Raw genomic sequence first — 15156 nt, 5'->3', positions numbered from 1 at the left:
TGATCAGAACTTGCCGGCGGCGACGTCTGCGAGCGTCACCCGGGTCACCGTGTAGGTGACGGTGACGAACGTGTTGGTGTACTTGACGGGCATGCCGCTTCCGGCGTCGACGACGACGCTCTCGGGGCTGTCGACGGCCGGGGCGCCGGCGGTCAGGGTCAGCACCTTGCGGCCGCCGAGGGTGCCCTCCTCGATCGAGATCTCGGGCATCTGGTCGAGCAGCCGCAGCACACCGGCGCGGACGGCCGGGTCGCCGGCGCCGTCGCGCAGCGCGTCCATCGAGGTGTTCCACACCCAGTTGTCGGTGTAGTTGCCCGCGACCGCCTTGGTGCCAGTGGCTTTCGCCTTGATCTTGTCCCCCTCGGTGAGGGGCTTGACGGCACCCGGAGCCTCGATCGGCACCGGGTTGTCGCCGGTGTAGAAGGCGCGCGCCATCCGCTTACGGGCCTCGTTCAGGTCGCCCTTGGCCGCCAGCTTCGCCGCGGCGACCGCCCGCTTACGGCCGGCCTCGTCCGCCTTGTCCATCTGCGACCGGCCCTTTTCGACCCGGGCCGGGAGCCCGGCGCGGGTCTTGGCGAAGAAGTAGTCGCCGTTGTCGGCGTGCAGGTCCCAGACGTCGACCTTCTTGCCGTCGGTGTAGGCCTGGCTGCGCGAGATCAGCGTGGCGTCGCCCTCGGTCTGCTCGAGCGCGGTGAGGTGGCCGACCAGTCGTACGACCGGAGGTTGTTCCGCAGTTGCGGACGAGCCCGGGGCAGCGAGGTTGGGCGCCGGCGACCGGGCCGGGATGCCGGTGCCGCCGGCGGCGAGAGCCACCGCTGTGACCGCGGCGGCGGCGAAGGTGCCACCGGCCGTGGCGCGCCAGGCGATCCGGCGACGGCTGATCTTCTTGCCGCGGGCCAGGATGTCGTCGATCTCCGGCGAGAACGACGGGTCGGAGCGGAAGCCCTGCAGTGCCGTGGTGAGGCGATCCTCGGTGTCGTGCGACATATCAGTACTCTTCCTTCAGGACGGACTTCAGCTTGATCAACGCGCGGCTTGTCTGGCTCTTGACGGTGCCTTCGCTGCACCCGAGGGTCGCGGCGGTTTCCCGTTCGCTCAGGCCCTCGAGAAACCGCAGCACGACGGTGGCTCGCTGCCGCGCCGGGAGCGACTGCAACGCGTGCAGCAGCTCTTCCCGGTTCACCACGCTGTCGGTCATGTCGGCGACCGCCGGATCAGGCACCCGGGTGCCGGACTCCACGGTGTGATTCCGGTTCCGGCGCCAGCCCCGCCGCGACTCGTTGATCAGGATGCGACGCACGTACGCGGACGGGCTGTCGGCCCGCTGAACCTTGCGCCAGTTGCTGTAGGCCTTGGCCAGAGCCTCCTGGACAAGGTCATCGGCCAGATACCAGTCCCCGCACAGCAGATAAGCGGTGCGGTGCAGCGAATCGGCGATGCCCTCGACGAAGACGCGGAACTCCTGCTCCGCGTCGTGCGTCCCGGACGCTCGGTGGCTCATAACGGTCGTCACATCCGGTAAGACCCTTCTGCTCCTGAAGACGTTGTCAGCGGCCAGGAAACTTTTTCGTGAGCGCGGACCCGTCACTGTTCGTCACTTCGGTTCCCGGCCGCACGAGGCGAGGAGAACCGTTCACCGGCTGGACGCGACAACTGCTTTCCGGTACGTGGGCCGGTTGCTCAGTGGGGTGGCCGGAGCGTGGTTCGCACTGGCTCCCGGCCTTGACAAGTTAGAGTCACGGGCGTTAGCTAACGCTCGTTAGTTAACGCAGTCGTCCATTCGGGAGTTGACCGTCATGACCGAAACCGCTGCCCTCCCCCTGCGAGATGCTCTCGGCGTCCGGGCGTACGCCCGGGGTTTCGAGGCGCGGAAGCCGACGATTCGCCGTGCCGAATCCATCCCGGCCGCGTGGTTGCGCTCCGACGCGGTGGTGGCTCAGCTCGTGCGGTTCGCCGCAACCGGTGGCACCACCGCGCTTCTCCAGTTCGGCGTCTTCTTCCTGCTCTTCGGGGCCGGCGAGCAGGTGGCGAACCTGGCCGGCGTCGTTCTGTCGTCGATGCTGGCCAACGAGATGCACCGCCGGCTCACCTTCCGCGCCGGCGCCCGCGTCTCCTGGCTGACCGCGCAGTGGGAGGGCGGCGGGCTGTCCGCCGCCGCACTGGCGGCATCGAGTCTGGCGCTGGCGTTGCTGGGCGACGTGGTCGGCGACGATTGGCGATCCGGGGTGCTTCTGATCGCTGCGGTCAACGCGGTGGTCGGGCTCACCCGTTTCGTTCTGCTGCGCGTGTGGGTCTTCGCCGGCGATCGGGCGCCCGCGTGAAGCGTACAGACGCGCCGCTGGAAGTTTACGGCTGATAGCTTACGTACCGAAGTTTTCAGCTGTAAGGTTCGGACATGACGAGCTCAGACGTGACAGCCATCGGCAGGTCCCGCAACCGCCGGGGCGAAGGCGGGCGGCTGCGCGACGAGATCGTCGAGGCCGCGGTCGAACTGCTGGACGAGACCGGCGACGAACGCGCCCTGACCCTGCGGTCGATCGCCCGGCGAGCCGGCATCGCGGCGCCCTCGATCTACCGCCACTTCCCCGATCAGCCGGCCATCATGCTGGCTGTGGTGCGCGACGCCTTCCGCGAGCTGCACGAGACCTTGCGGGCCGCCGTCGACTACGCCGAGGCGGCGCCACCGGCACCGTTGCTGGCCATCTGCCATGCCTACCTGGACTTCGCGCAGGCGCGCCCGCAGCGATACCGCACCATGTTCGGCGGCCTGTGGACCCCCACGCCCGGCGAGAGCTCGGTGACCGTGGAAGACCTGACCACCCTCGGTGACGTCGGCCTGGGGATGCTCGCCGAGGCGCTCGCCGATTGTGTCGCCGCCGGTGTCTCCTCGAGTGCCGACCCAGCCGGCGACGCGGTCGGGGTCTGGCTCGGCCTGCACGGGCTCGCGCATCAGCGCACCGTCACTCACCAGTTGCCCGCGCCGCCCGACATCGACGACCGCATGATCACGGCGCTGGCCCACCTGAACTGCTGACTCCCGGTCGCGCCGACCGGCTCGTGGCACCGGCTCGCTCCTGAGGTTCGCCGTTGGCGTGAAATGGGCGCCGGGCCGCGCGTCAGGCGCGATGGAGCAGTTCGATCGCTGACGTACGAGCAATGGCTCGGTGGCCAAGATTCGGTGGCCGAACAACGCCCGGGGCAGGGCCACGATCGCCGGATCAGCCGTCTGTCCACACTGCCTGCTCGGCGGTCAAGCCCGGCGGCACCGGGAAGACGCTGTCGGCCCGAGCCGTCGTCAACTCCGCCCAGCCGGTGCCGGCCGGCGACCCGTACGGTCCGAACACCCGGGCGCCGACCTACCAGTTGGTCACCCCTTCGCCGAGCGCGGTGACGGTGCCGGCGACCTCGGCCCCGGGACGAACGGCGGGGGCGTCGGGGGGTCGTACGGCATGCCCTTCCGCCGTTTGAGGTCCATGAAGTTGACCCCGGCCGCCTCCACCCGGATCAGCACCTCGTCCGGGCCGGGCTGCGGATCGGGTACCTCCAGCCAGCCGCAGCACCTCGGGTCCCATCGGGCGGCACTTCGTCGCCGGCCGGCGGTCCTCCATGATGGGCCCGCCGTCGATCGACCGGCGTCGGCAGGAGTTGCCTGAAGTCAGGCAATGGCGGTCCGGCGCGCCTCATCCCGTGCTGACGTTTCCCGTCAAGGAGAAGCAGAACGGCATGGAAACCACAGTGGGGAGTCAGCCGCCGTTGCCGGGATCGTCGGAGGTATCCGGCTCGGGCTCGGCCGGTACGAAAATGCGTACCGTGTTGCCTTTGACGAGGCGGGTGCCACAGCTCGGGCTCTGCGAGGTCACCGCACCCGGGGTGCCGCCATCCGTGGTGGTGACCGTGCTGACGTTGTATCCGGCTTCGCCCAGGACAGCGGTCGCGGTTTCCTCGGAGTAGTTGGCGACGCACGGCACCTTCGGCGGCAATGGCTTCGGTGACGGTGAGTTCGAGGTCGGTCCAATGGCGGGAGTCCTCGTGCGAGGTGCCGGCGAGACCGTCGATTTCTTGCCGCGCTTCGGTGTAGGGCTCGTTTCCGGGACGGCGGACTTCGAGCGGGCGCAGACCTGGTATGTCACGGTGGAACCTTGCGCAGCTGTGCTCCGCGGCGCTGGTGCCTGGCCGGTGACTGATCCGGTCGCGCAGGCGGCCGCGGCCGTCGATGCGGGAACGGCGACCGGGATCAACCGGGCGGACCGGATCGCGGTCTCCGCGTCGGCGCGAGTCAGCCCGACGACCGGCGGGACCGGAACCGGTTCGGCTTGGGCCATCGACGGCCAGTTCGTCCAAAGCACCAGGCCGCCGGCGAGCGCCACCACCAGCGCGACCCCGACCGAGAGCGGCCGACGAGATCGGCGACGACGGTTACGGCGTCGGGATTCTTCCGGACCCGGACCCGGACCCGGCAGCGGCGGCCACGGCTGTATCGGATCCTGGGCGGCAAGAGTCGCACCGGACATGGCCGGTGGCGGGACAGGCGGCCCAGGCTCGGGTTTGCGCACCCGGACGGCGGCGACCACGAGATCGCCGACCGCCTCGACGTACTTGCGGGGTTTCTGATGGGATGGTCCATCGGCGACACGGTCCGAGGCGTAGCTGAACAATTCGTCGACGGTGATCCGCCCGTCGAGGTCCGTGTCCGCTGCTCCAGTCCCGAGGCCGGTCAGGATCGCCTCGGTGAAATAGGATCCCCGCGACCTTGCGGCGTGCTGGTCGCTCGGATCCTCGAGGCTCAACTCGGTCGCGCCCGATGAGGTCAGCACTGCTACTCCGGTGCCTTCGGGTAGGTCACGTACCAGAGCGTTCACGCCGGCGTCCCGGCTTGCCTTCGGTCGCATGGCGCGCAGGAACGCTCCGCTGAAACAGCAGTCAACGATCACGACCGTCGATCGAGCCCGGCTGCGAGCGATGTGAATCCGGACGAATTCGGCACTCACTCCAGTGACGTCCGGCCGCCGATACTGGCTGTCCGAGAACGCGAAATGCAGATTCATTTCGGCGTCCTGCAGCCCATGGCAGGAAAAGTAGAGCAGGTTGACATCGCGCCGGGTGGCCGTCTCGAAGAACTCGGCCACCGCGTGCCGGGCTTCCTGGGCGGTGCAGTCAGTCAGCGTCCTGGTCTCGTACCCGATCTGGTCGAGGAGCCGCTGGAGTGCTTCTGCGTCCCGGGTGGGGGACCGCAGGGCGGGAAGGGTCTCGTCGGTGAATCGGCTGCAGGCGAGCAGCAGAGCGCGTCGCCGTGACCTTGGCTGCGTACCGGCGGGCGCGGTCACGCCTCGCTCGCGTCCCGGCCGATTCGCTCGAGATACGCCGCTACCAGGGCGTCGCGTTGTTTCCGGGTGACCCGTGCCGTCAGAATCTGGCCGTCGACCTCGAGGTGCACGTCCAGCGGCTGACGCTTGAGCCAGCTCAGCGCCACGTCGATCACCGCGGGGATCACCTCCGGTGCGGTGGAGACCAGCATGAGCCCGGCCGCGGTCAGTGCGGCGGACTTCGCCCCGGGCGTGGGCGTGCCGCCGTCCGGGACCGTCACGTCGTCGACATCAAGGTTGAGGAGCTCTGACCGCAACGCCTGCACCGCGTACGCAAGATCGTCGTCGACGAACTCTGATCCACTCACCGTGATTTCGAGTCGTGGCACAGCAGAGGATTATGGATTGGCCGCCATCGCTGGTCAAGCGAAACGCACCAGTAACCCTGGCCCCACTTTCGTATTGATCTTGTTAAGACCGGTACGGCGGAAACAGCGCATGGATGACGTCGAAAGGGGCGATATCCGGGACCGCCGCAATAGCGTTCTCGCGGTGGCTGTGCCGTCCTGGCCGAGCATCATGCGGCTCCTTCGATGAACTCGACGCGCTGGAGGTGGAAACGCTGGTTGGCCCCGCCACCGGGAGTCCACTGGGAGATGCGGGTGCCGTCGGCGGTGGCGGCCTGCCACACGTCCATGGCCAATCCGCTCCGGCGGTTGACCAGCCGGACCACCCCGCCGCCCTGGTCCTCCACCCGCCACTGCTGGTCGGTGGTGCCGGCGTCGGGTTGCTGGGTGATGTCGGCGCCGGTGCCGGTGCCGGCGACCTGCAGCACCAGACCACTGTGCTGGGCGCGGATCCGGTAGTAGCCAGCGTCGGAGGACAGGAAGTCGAACTGCTGGTTGAGAGAGCCGGCGGCCTGCCACTGGATCAACTGCGCTCCGGCGGCGGTCGACGCGCCGTTGATGTCGGCGCTCTTCCCGCTGTGCTGGACCACCAGCCGATAGTTCACACCGGTCGACACCGGCCCCGACCGTGCCGCCGAGGCGCGGTAGGTGTGGCCGGCCTGGCCGGCGAACTGGACGAGGTCGGTCTCCAGCCGGGTCGGCTGCACCGTTACGCCGCTCGTGTCGTCGCGCATCTCGAAGGTGCCGGTGAAGATGCGGCTGCGGACCCGGACCGTACCGGGGCGGTCGGGCGTGATGACGAGTTCGGTGCCGGTGCTGCTCCAGGAGGCGCCGACGGTGTGCCCGCCCCGGCCGCGCAGCCCGGTGAAGCTGCCGGCCGGCCAGGCCGACGGCAGCGCGGGCAGCACGTGCAGCTCGCCGTTGTGGCTGTGCAGCAGCATTTCGGCGATCCCGGAGGTGGCGCCGAAGTTGCCGTCGATCTGAAACGGGGGATGCAGGTCGAACATGTTCGGCGCGAGCCGGTCCGTCCGTACGAGATCGCGGATCAGTTTGTGAGCGCGCGCACCGTCCTCCAGCCGGGCCCAGTAGTTGATTTTCCAGGCCAGCGACCAGCCGGTCCCGTCGTCGCCGCGTAGTTCCAGCGTCTGACGCGCGGCCTGGTACAGCTGGGGCGTTCCGCGCCGGGTGATCTGGTTGCTCGGATGCAGGCCGTACAGGTGCGAGACGTGCCGGTGATTCCGTTCGGTCTCCACCCAGTCGGCGAGCCACTCCTGGATGTTGCCGCGCGAGCCGACCCGGGTCGGCGCCAGCCGGTCGCGGGCCGCCAGGACCTGGGTGCGGAAGGCGGCGTCGACGCCGAGGACCTCGGCGGCCCGAGCGACGCCGTTGAACAGATCGCGCAGGATCTGGTTGTCCATCGTCGGTCCGGCGCAGACGCTCGCGTTGGAGTGGTGGGGCAGCTCGGGGGAGTTCGAGGGGTTGGTGACCAGATGTCCGAGCGTCGGGTGGGTCACCAGCGAGTCGAGGAAGAACTGTGCGGCGCCCTTCATGGCCGGATAGTTGGCGCGGAGGAACTCGACGTCCCCGGTGAACAGGTGGTGGTCCCAGATCATCGTGGCCAGCCAGGCGCCGCCGGTCTGCCACATGCCCCACAGCGCGCCGTCGACCACCGAGGAACCGCGCCACGCGTCGGTGTTGTGGTGGGTCACCCAGCCACTCGCGCCGTACTGCACGCCGGCGGTGCGAGCTCCGGTCACCGTCAGATCCTTGATCATGTCGAAGACCGGCAGGAAGCACTCGGACAGGTTCGTGGTGTCGGCCGGCCAGTAGTTCATCGGCAGGTTCGCGTTGATGGTGTATTTGGAATCCCAGGATGGGGCCATCTCCTGGTTCCAGATGCCCTGCAGATTGGCCGGCTGCGTGCCCGGCCGCGACGAGGCGATCAGCAGGTAACGGCCGTACTGGAACAGCAGGGCCGACAACTGCGGGTCGTTGACGCTCGCGTGCTGGGCGATCCGTACGTCGGTGGTCTGATCGGCCGCCGTCGTGCGCCCCAGGTCGATGGTCACCCGGTTGAACAGCGCCTGGTGGTCGGTCACGTGGCGGGCGCGCAGCTGGTCGAAGCCGGAGGTACGGGCGGCGGCGAGGTGCCGTCGCGCGATGCCCTGGTAGTCGCCGTTGACAGTGCGGTAGTCGACGTAACTGGTGCCGATGGACACCAGCACGGTGACGCTCGTGGCCCCGGAGACCCGCAGCGTGCCGCCGGAACTGCTGACCGTGCCCCCGCCGGCGTTCACGCCGGCCAGGGCCAGGAACCGGACCGAGCCGGCGATGCCCTCCATGTCGCCGGAGATGCCGTCGAGGGCGATCGTCGCGGAGTCCGGACTGGACGTGGTCGTGCGCTGCGGGCTGTCGAACGTGGCGCTGAAGGTGATCGCGCCGGCGCGATCGGCGGTCAGCCGGACCGCCACCACCTGGTCCGGCGCGCTGGCGAACACCTCCCGCTGATATCGCACGCCGTTCAGCACGTACGTGGTGGTCACCGTGGCCGTGGTGAGGTCGAGCGTCCGGTTGTACTGGGAGGCGCCGGACGCGCTGCCGACGGCGAGCCGCAGGTTGCCGACCGGCTGGTAGGCCAGCTGCCCGACGGGGTTGCCGAGCATCGTCTGGTTGATCAGATCCTGGGCCGGGGTCCACTGGTCGGCGAACACGCGTCGCCGGATCTCCGCCAGGTTGGCCGCGCCCCGGGTGTTGGCCGAGTCGTAGGGGCCGCCCGCCCAGACGGTGTCCTCGTTGAGCTGGAGCCGTTCGGTGTCGATGTTGCCGAACACCATGGCCCCGAGGCGCCCGTTCCCGACGGGCAGGGCCCGCAGCCAGTCCGTTCCCGCGGCCTCGTCGTACCAGAGGGCCAGGTCCCCGGCGGCCAGCACACCCGCCGGGGGCGCGGCCCCGGCCTGGGCGGCCGCCGTCCACCCGGTCGGCAGCAGAGCGGCTCCGGCGCCGGCCATCCCGGCCGCGAGGAGTTTTCTGCGTGTCAGGTCGGTCATGACGGAAGGGTCCAGCGCTGGTTGGCGGCGCCGTGGCAGGACCAGATGATCAGTTGGGTCCCGTCCGCGGTGCCGGCGCCGTTGGCGTCCAGGCATTTGCCGGACTGGGGGTTGACCAGGGAGCCGTTGGTTCCCGGAGTCCAGTTCTGACCGCCGGAGCCGGTGCAGGCCGACAACTGGACCAGCGCGCCGTTCGCGGTGCTGCCGCCGGCGACGCCCATGCACTTGCCGAGCGAGCGCAGGGTGCTTCCGTTGACCGTCCACTGCTGGTTGGTGCTGCCGGTGCACCGCCACAGCTGAATCTTCGTGCCGTCGGCCGAGGTGGCGCCGTTGACGTCGACGCACTTGCCGCCGGCGCTGGTGATCGGACCGGTCCGGGTGGTCGTACCGCCCAGTTCCTTGATCCTGATGTTGCGGAACGACACGTCGTCACCGGTGCCGTGGTTCTGGATGCCGATGGAGCCGGAGGTCAGCGACCGTGCGGGATCCGTGTTGGTGAAGTCGTTGACGACGACGCCGTTCAGGAAGACCTGCAGCCTTTCCCCCTCGACCAGCAGCTCGTAGGTGTTCCACTGACCCGGCGGGTTCAGCGCCGCATCGCGGGCGGCGATGTCGGCCGACTTGACCCCGTACACCGCGCCGGTGGTCCGGTCGGCCGCGTCGGTGGCGTCAATCTGCACCTCGTACCCGTTCGCCATGGCCGCGTCCGGGTCACTGCCGGCCGGGAAGCCGATCAGGACGCCGGAGTTGTCGTCGCCCGGCACCGTCCAGTCGAGCTTGAGCGAGTACGACCGGAACTCCTTGGCGCTGTACCACAGCATGCCCAGCCCACCGGACGAGGTCAGCGTCGCGTTGCTGTTGCTGAACGCGCCCGGCCCGGCCTGGGACCAGCCAGTGGTGGAACCGTTGTAGAGGGCGGTGTACCCGGTTTCCGGGCGGCAGTCGGCCTTGGTGCGGTTGGCCGCGTACCGGATGCCGCCGAGGATCAGCGCCCGGAAGCCCGCCTCGCTGTAGTTGGCCTGGTTGTGGCCCGCCCCGGTGTAGAAGGATCGTCCACCCTGGAGCGTCTTGCACCAGGTGTGCGGGTGATCGCCGCCCATCGTGCCGCCGGAATAGCTCGACTCGTCCAGCGACGACAGCACCCGCGCCGACGATCGGGGATTGGTCCGGAAGTTGTACCACTCATCGGTACGCACCACCGTCGGCGCCAGCCCGGCCGTCGCCGCGTGCGCCCGATCCTCCACCCGGGTGGTCGCCTGCTGGATCGCCGGGTGCGAGGAGAAGTACGCCCCGACCAACTGACCGTAGAACGACCAGTCGTACTCGGTGTCCGACGCCGCGTGCACACCGACGTACCCGCCGCCGGCCCGGATGTAGCTCTCGAACGCGCTCTGCTGGGTGGTGTTGAGCACGTCGCCGGTGGTGTTGAGGAAGACGACCGCCTCGAACTGGGCCAGGTTGCTCGAGGTGAACTGGCCGGCGTCCTCGGTCGCGGTGACAGTGAAGCTGTTGGCCGAGCCCAGATCACGGATCAACTGGATGCCGGCCGGGATCGAGTCGTGCCGGAAGCCGGCCGTCTTGGAGAAGACCAGGACGTCGTACGGTGCGTCGGCGGCGTTCGCCGGTGTCGCGCCGATGCCGGCCAGGGTCAGCAGCACCGCTGCCGCCGAGCCCAGGAGTGTGCGGGTCAGTGTTCGCATGGTCGGGCCTCTCATGGCAGGGTCCAGCGCTGGTTGGTGCCGCCGTGGCAGGTCCAGATGATCAGCTGGGTGCCGTTGGTCGAGCTGGCGCCGTTGGCGTCCAGGCATTTGCCGGATCCGGTGTTGACCACCGATCCGTTGGTCCCCGCCGTCCAGTTCTGACCGGCGGAACCGTTACAGGTCGACAGCTGTACCAGGCTGCCGTCGGCGGTCGCGCCGCCGGCCACGCCCATGCACTTGCCCAGCGAACGCCAGGTGCTGCCGTTGCGGGTCCACTGCTGGTTCGTGCCGGTGCGGCAGGTCCAGAGCTGAATCTTGGTGCCGTCGGCGGAGCTGTTGGCGTTGACGTCGACGCAGGAGCCGTTGGCGCCGACGATCCGGCCGGTGCCTCCGCCGCCCGGCGCCGCGCCGATGGTGAACGCGTCCACGTCGAACAGCGTCCCCGAGCCGCCGCTGAAGGTCAGGTACAGGGTGGCGGTGCCGGCCGGCGCTCCGGACAGGGTCGTCGACACGTCGGTGAAGGTTTCCCAGCTCCCGGTGACCGGCACCGTGACGGTTCCGAGGACTGTGCCGGTGGGCGACCCGGCGCGCACCGACAGCGTGCCGCCGGCGCCGCCCGACGAGACCCGGGCCGTGAACCGGCTCTCGCCCGCTAGCGTGTAGCGCTGGAACGCGATCCAGTCACCGTTCTGGATGTCGCCGACCGTCTGGCCACCCTCCGCGGTGGCCTTGCTGAACAGCGAGGTGCCCGACTGGGTGTTCCGGTGCTCGGCCTGCCGATGCCGGGGCTGGAGGATCTTCTGCGCCCGGGTGGTCAGCGCGGGCTGGCCGTTGGCGCCCTGGTCGGTGTATTCCGCGTCGAGCACCGCGAACAGGTTGGCCGCCGTGTCGTGCTCGCCGTCCACCGGGATCTGCAGCGTTCCTGAACAGCCGGTGCTCGAGCTGATCGGATGCGCGTGGTCGTCGTGGCCGAGCAGGTAGCTCAGCTTCACCCGGGTGCAGTCGACGGCGCCGTCCTCGGGATCGGACACCGTGATCGTGTACGGCACGCTGTCGCCGAAGGCGAAGAGCGCTCCGTCGGCCGGCGTGTTCAGCACCACCGTCGGGGCGGTGTTGCCGACCGAGATCGTGGTCGAGGCGCTGGCGGTGAGGCCGGCGGAATCGGTCACGGTGAGCGTCACCGTGCGCTGGCCGGTACTGGCGTAGGTGTGGCTGGGATTGGCCGCCGACGAAGTACTGCCGTCACCGAAGTTCCAGGAGTAGGTCAGTGCCCCGCCCTCAGGATCGGACGAGCCGCTCGAGGAGAAGCTGACGGTCAGGGGTGCGGCGCCGGACGAGGGGTTGGCCGCGACGCGAGCGATCGGCGACTGGTTGTTTCCGGCCCCGTTGTACTCGATGCGGTACAGGGCCGAGCTCGCGTCGCCGTTGCCCCAGCCGGTGCCGTAGTCCAGCACATACAGGGCCCCGTCGGGGCCGAAGGCGCTGTCCATGATCTGCGTGCCGCGCCAGGGGAAGTCGCTGATCAGTCCGGCCGACCCGTCGGCGTTGACGTCGACACTCTTGATCCAGCGCCGCCCGAACTCCATCGCGAAGTAGTGCCCGTCGAGGGTGGCCGGGAACTTGACCGTGGACGGGTTGGCGGCGTCATAGCGGTACACCGCGCCGCCCATCGGCGACTCCGAGCCGCAGCCGAACGCGGCCAGCGAGCAGTTGTCGTACTTGATCCAGGCCGGGCGTGCGGCCGGGAGGGTGGTCAGCCCCGTGTTGCGCGGGGAGTTGTTGACCGGCGCGGCGCAGTTGAACCGGTTCCCCGACGGGCCGGACGGGAACGTGTAGTCCACATAGGTCTCGTTGGTGGTGTTCGAGCCGGTGCAGTAGGGCCAGCCGTAGTTGCCGGCCGAGGTGATCCGGTTGAACTCCACCTGGCCCGCCGGTCCGCGCGTCGAACTCGTCGTGCCGGCGTCGGGCCCGTAGTCGGCGACGTACACCGCACCGGTTGTCTTGTCGACGCTGAGCCGGAACGGGTTGCGCAGGCCCATCGCGTAGATCTCCGGCCGGGTCCGGGCGGTGCCGGGCGCGAACAGGTTGCCCGACGGGATCGAGTACGTGCCGTCCACGTTCACCTTGATCCTCAGCACCTTGCCGCGAAGGTCGTTGGTGTTGCCCGCGCTGCGCTGGGCGTCGTAGACCGGGTTGCGGTCGCTGCGCTCGTCGATGGGCGTGTAGCCACCCGAGTCGAACGGGTTCGAGTCGTCCCCGGTGGATAAGTACAGGTTGCCGGCCGCGTCGAAATCGATGTCGCCGCCGACATGGCAGCACATGCCGCGATTCGTCGGCACCTCCATGACGGTCACCTGGCTGGCCGTGTTGAGGGTGTAGTCGGCGTTGAGCGTGAACCGGGACAGCCGGTTCACCCCGTTCCACGCGGAGAAGTTGGTGCCGGTGGCCGGCGCGTCACCGCTGGGCGTGGACAACGGCGGTGCGTAGAACAGGTAGATGAACCGGTTGGTCGAGAAAGCCGGATCCACCCCCACGCCCTGCAGGCCCTCCTCGTCGTGCGTGTAGACCGCCAAGGTGCCGATCGCGGTGGTGACCCCGGCGGTGGTGGTCCGGCGTAGCACCCCGTTGCGGGCGGTGTGCAGCACCGAGCGGTCCGGCAACACGGCCATCGACATCGGCTCGCCCAGCTCGCCGACCCCGCGGGCGAGCTCGACCTGCTGGAATTCGGCCGCGTTGACCGGGTGGGCGGCGACCGGTGACCCGGGGCCGAGCATGGTCGCCACCGTGCCGGTGGCCAGAAGAACGACGGTCGCTGCCGCCGCCATCACGCGTGTTCTCATGGATGGTCACACTTTCGTCGTCGGCTTCGATGCGGGCGCGGCGCCAGGCGCCGGGGTGGGATCCGTCAGGCCGGCGAGTCACGCCGGACCGGCCGGTGGCCGTCCAGGCGGAACCCGATGGCCAGTGCGCGCGACCGACCCCGGCCTCGCCGCACTGTCGCGGTCTTCGTGGCCAAATTGTGAACGTTAATTCATATGACGTCTTACGCTATGGGCCGGATAGAGGGCAGTCAATGCAGGCAAGCCCGTCGTCCGTGCCGGTAGCGAGTGCACGTTCACATTCGTGCGCATCGCGCGAATCGGCGCCACCGGCGTAGATATTCGTATGACGTGTGTTGTATAGATGGACCCCGATGTGCGGCGGATAGGGGAGGACCATGATCGGACGGCGAGTGAAGGGCGGGTGGCCCGCGGCCGGCCGCGTCGTCGCGGCGCTGGCCGGCGCCGTGGCCGCGCTGGCGGCGATCCCGCTGGCCGTGGTGGCCAGCGCACCGGGCGCGTCGGCGGCGACGAGCCAGTTCCAGGGCGTCAACTGGGCCCGGGCCGGTGACAACTTCACCGGCGAGCCGCTGGTGCTGTACGGGTTGAACGCCGGCGACAGCTACCGGAATGCGGGCCAGTGCTCCGGCCTTCAGGCCGGGGGTGAAGGCCCGCGCTGGGAGGGCCGCCAGGCCCGAGCGGTGCCTTAACCGGGACGGTTCTGCTGCTCGATGTACTGCTTTACGACGCTGAGCGGTGCCCCGCCGACGGAGCCTGCGAAGTACGAGCCCGACCACAGCTTGTTGGCCCGGTAGTAGTGCCGCACGAGGTCGGGAAACTCCTGCCGCAGCCGCCGCGAGGAGACGCCCTTGAGGCTGTTGACCAGCCGGGCCACGGTTCAGCGATAAACCGACATGGCACAGTGTGTCTCGTGCAGCTTCGTTACAACTTCCGCGTCTACCCGACGACCAGCCAGCAGATCGAGCTGGCCAGGGCGTTCGGGTGCGCGCGGGTGGTGTTCAACGACGGGCTGCGTCTGCGTCAGCAGGCCCGCGAGGCGGGCGAGAAGTACGTCTCGGACGGCGAGCTGTCCCGCCGCCTGATCACCGAGGCGAAGCTGACGCCTGAGCGGGCATGGCTGGGCGAGGTGTCGTCCGTGGTTTTGCAGCAGGCCCTGGCGGACCTGAACACCGCGTACCGCAACTTCTTCGCCTCGATCTCGGGCAAGCGCAAGGGGCGGAAGCTGGCCCCGCCCCGGTTCCGGTCCCGCAAGGACAACCGGCAGGCCATCCGCTTCACGAAAAACTCCCGGTTCAAGGTCCTCGACAACAGCCGGTTGCGCCTGCCGAGGATCGGCGACCTTGCGGTCCGCTGGTCCCGGACGCTGCCGTCGGACCCGTCGAGTGTGGCGATCATCCGGGACGCGGCCGGGCGTTACTTCGCCTCGTTCGTTGTGCAGAGCACCGACGAGGCGTTGCCGCCGGTCGAATCCGAGGTCGGTATCGATCTGGGACTGACCCACTTCGCGGTGCTCTCGGACGGCACGAAGGTGGCCGCACCGAAGTTCCTGCGCCGCGCGGCGCGCAAGCTAAAGCGGTTGCAGCAGGCGCTCTCGCGCAAGCAGCGCGGGAGTCAGAACCGGAAGAAGGCCGTCGTGAAGGTCGCCAGGGCGCACGCTCGGGTGGCCGACACCCGGCGGGACTGGCAGCACAAACTGTCCACGGCGATCATCCGCGAGAACCAAGCGGTGTACGTCGAGGATCTGTGCGTGGTCGGTCTCGGCCGGACCCGACTGGCGAAGTCTGTGCACGATGCGGGATGGGCCGGATTCACCGGCATGTTGGAGTACAAGGCGGCGCGGTACGGGCGCACTTTCGGCC

Annotated in this window: 12 protein-coding genes and 1 pseudogene; 4 read left to right on the top strand and 9 right to left on the bottom strand. The window is 69.1% G+C overall.

Annotated features, from left to right (window positions below):
• Positions 1-3: 3 nt before the first annotated feature.
• Together NAG42_RS20815 and NAG42_RS20810 are read right to left on the bottom strand one after the other, a co-directional pair.
• A complete protein-coding gene (locus NAG42_RS20815; protein ID WP_250032184.1) occupies positions 4-987 on the bottom strand; it encodes a hypothetical protein in 984 nt (327 codons plus the stop codon).
• Between the two features lies 1 nt (position 988).
• Positions 989-1501: a SigE family RNA polymerase sigma factor gene (locus tag NAG42_RS20810; RefSeq protein ID WP_250032182.1), complete on the bottom strand. Its 513-nt coding sequence runs from the start codon at positions 1499-1501 to the stop codon at positions 989-991.
• 295 nt (positions 1502-1796) lie between these two features.
• Here NAG42_RS20810 and NAG42_RS20805 point away from each other — a divergent pair, with 295 nt between their 5' ends.
• Both NAG42_RS20805 and NAG42_RS20800 read left to right on the top strand, forming a co-directional pair.
• Complete coding sequence (locus NAG42_RS20805) at positions 1797-2321, top strand: GtrA family protein (protein WP_250032181.1); 525 nt, start codon at positions 1797-1799, stop codon at positions 2319-2321.
• Positions 2322-2395: 74 nt separating this feature from the next.
• Positions 2396-3034 (top strand): TetR/AcrR family transcriptional regulator, encoded by a 639-nt coding sequence (locus NAG42_RS20800; protein WP_250032179.1) that lies wholly within the window; start codon positions 2396-2398, stop codon positions 3032-3034.
• Positions 3035-3367: 333 nt separating this feature from the next.
• On the opposite strand, the gene NAG42_RS45520 is transcribed toward NAG42_RS20800, so the two are convergent.
• The 6 genes from NAG42_RS45520 to NAG42_RS20775 all read right to left on the bottom strand — a co-directional run bounded on the left by NAG42_RS45520 (position 3368) and on the right by NAG42_RS20775 (position 13297).
• Complete coding sequence (locus NAG42_RS45520) at positions 3368-3511, bottom strand: hypothetical protein (RefSeq protein ID WP_438872426.1); 144 nt, start codon at positions 3509-3511, stop codon at positions 3368-3370.
• A 232-nt stretch (positions 3512-3743) separates the two neighbouring features.
• A complete protein-coding gene (locus NAG42_RS20795) occupies positions 3744-5324 on the bottom strand; it encodes a caspase, EACC1-associated type (protein WP_250032177.1) in 1581 nt (526 codons plus the stop codon).
• Positions 5321-5692, bottom strand: coding sequence for a hypothetical protein (locus tag NAG42_RS20790; RefSeq protein WP_250032171.1), 372 nt, complete (start codon positions 5690-5692; stop codon positions 5321-5323). Before NAG42_RS20790 ends, NAG42_RS20795 begins: the two co-directional genes overlap by 4 nt.
• Before the next feature lie 188 nt (positions 5693-5880).
• The gene (locus NAG42_RS20785; RefSeq protein WP_250032169.1) at positions 5881-8757 is read right to left on the bottom strand and encodes a glycosyl hydrolase family 95 catalytic domain-containing protein; all 2877 of its coding nucleotides are present in this window, start codon (positions 8755-8757) and stop codon (positions 5881-5883) included.
• Positions 8754-10457, bottom strand: a complete 1704-nt coding sequence (locus NAG42_RS20780; RefSeq protein WP_250032168.1) for a ThuA domain-containing protein — start codon at positions 10455-10457, stop codon at positions 8754-8756. The genes NAG42_RS20785 and NAG42_RS20780 overlap by 4 nt, the downstream gene beginning before the upstream one ends.
• 11 nt (positions 10458-10468) lie before the next feature.
• A complete protein-coding gene (locus NAG42_RS20775; RefSeq protein ID WP_250032167.1) occupies positions 10469-13297 on the bottom strand; it encodes a PQQ-dependent sugar dehydrogenase in 2829 nt (942 codons plus the stop codon).
• Between the two features lie 377 nt (positions 13298-13674).
• On the opposite strand from NAG42_RS20775, the gene NAG42_RS20770 reads away from it, so the two are divergent.
• On the top strand, positions 13675-13986 hold the full coding sequence (locus tag NAG42_RS20770; protein ID WP_250032166.1) for a hypothetical protein: 312 nt from the start codon (positions 13675-13677) through the stop codon (positions 13984-13986).
• Here NAG42_RS20770 and tnpA read toward each other — a convergent pair.
• Positions 13983-14162, bottom strand: a pseudogene (tnpA, locus tag NAG42_RS20765) (IS200/IS605 family transposase); the annotation flags it as partial. The gene NAG42_RS20770 and the pseudogene tnpA overlap by 4 nt on opposite strands.
• A gap of 45 nt (positions 14163-14207) precedes the next feature.
• Here tnpA and NAG42_RS20760 point away from each other — a divergent pair.
• Positions 14208-15156, top strand: a 949-nt coding sequence (locus tag NAG42_RS20760; protein WP_250032165.1) for an RNA-guided endonuclease InsQ/TnpB family protein, incomplete at its 3' end; no start/stop codon positions are given.

Origin of the sequence: Paractinoplanes maris, from assembly GCF_023544465.1 — a bacterium.
Classification (GTDB): domain Bacteria; phylum Actinomycetota; class Actinomycetes; order Mycobacteriales; family Micromonosporaceae; genus Actinoplanes; species Actinoplanes maris.
Note: the sequence above shows the minus strand (reverse complement) of the source record. Positions and strands in the feature narration are given on the sequence as shown.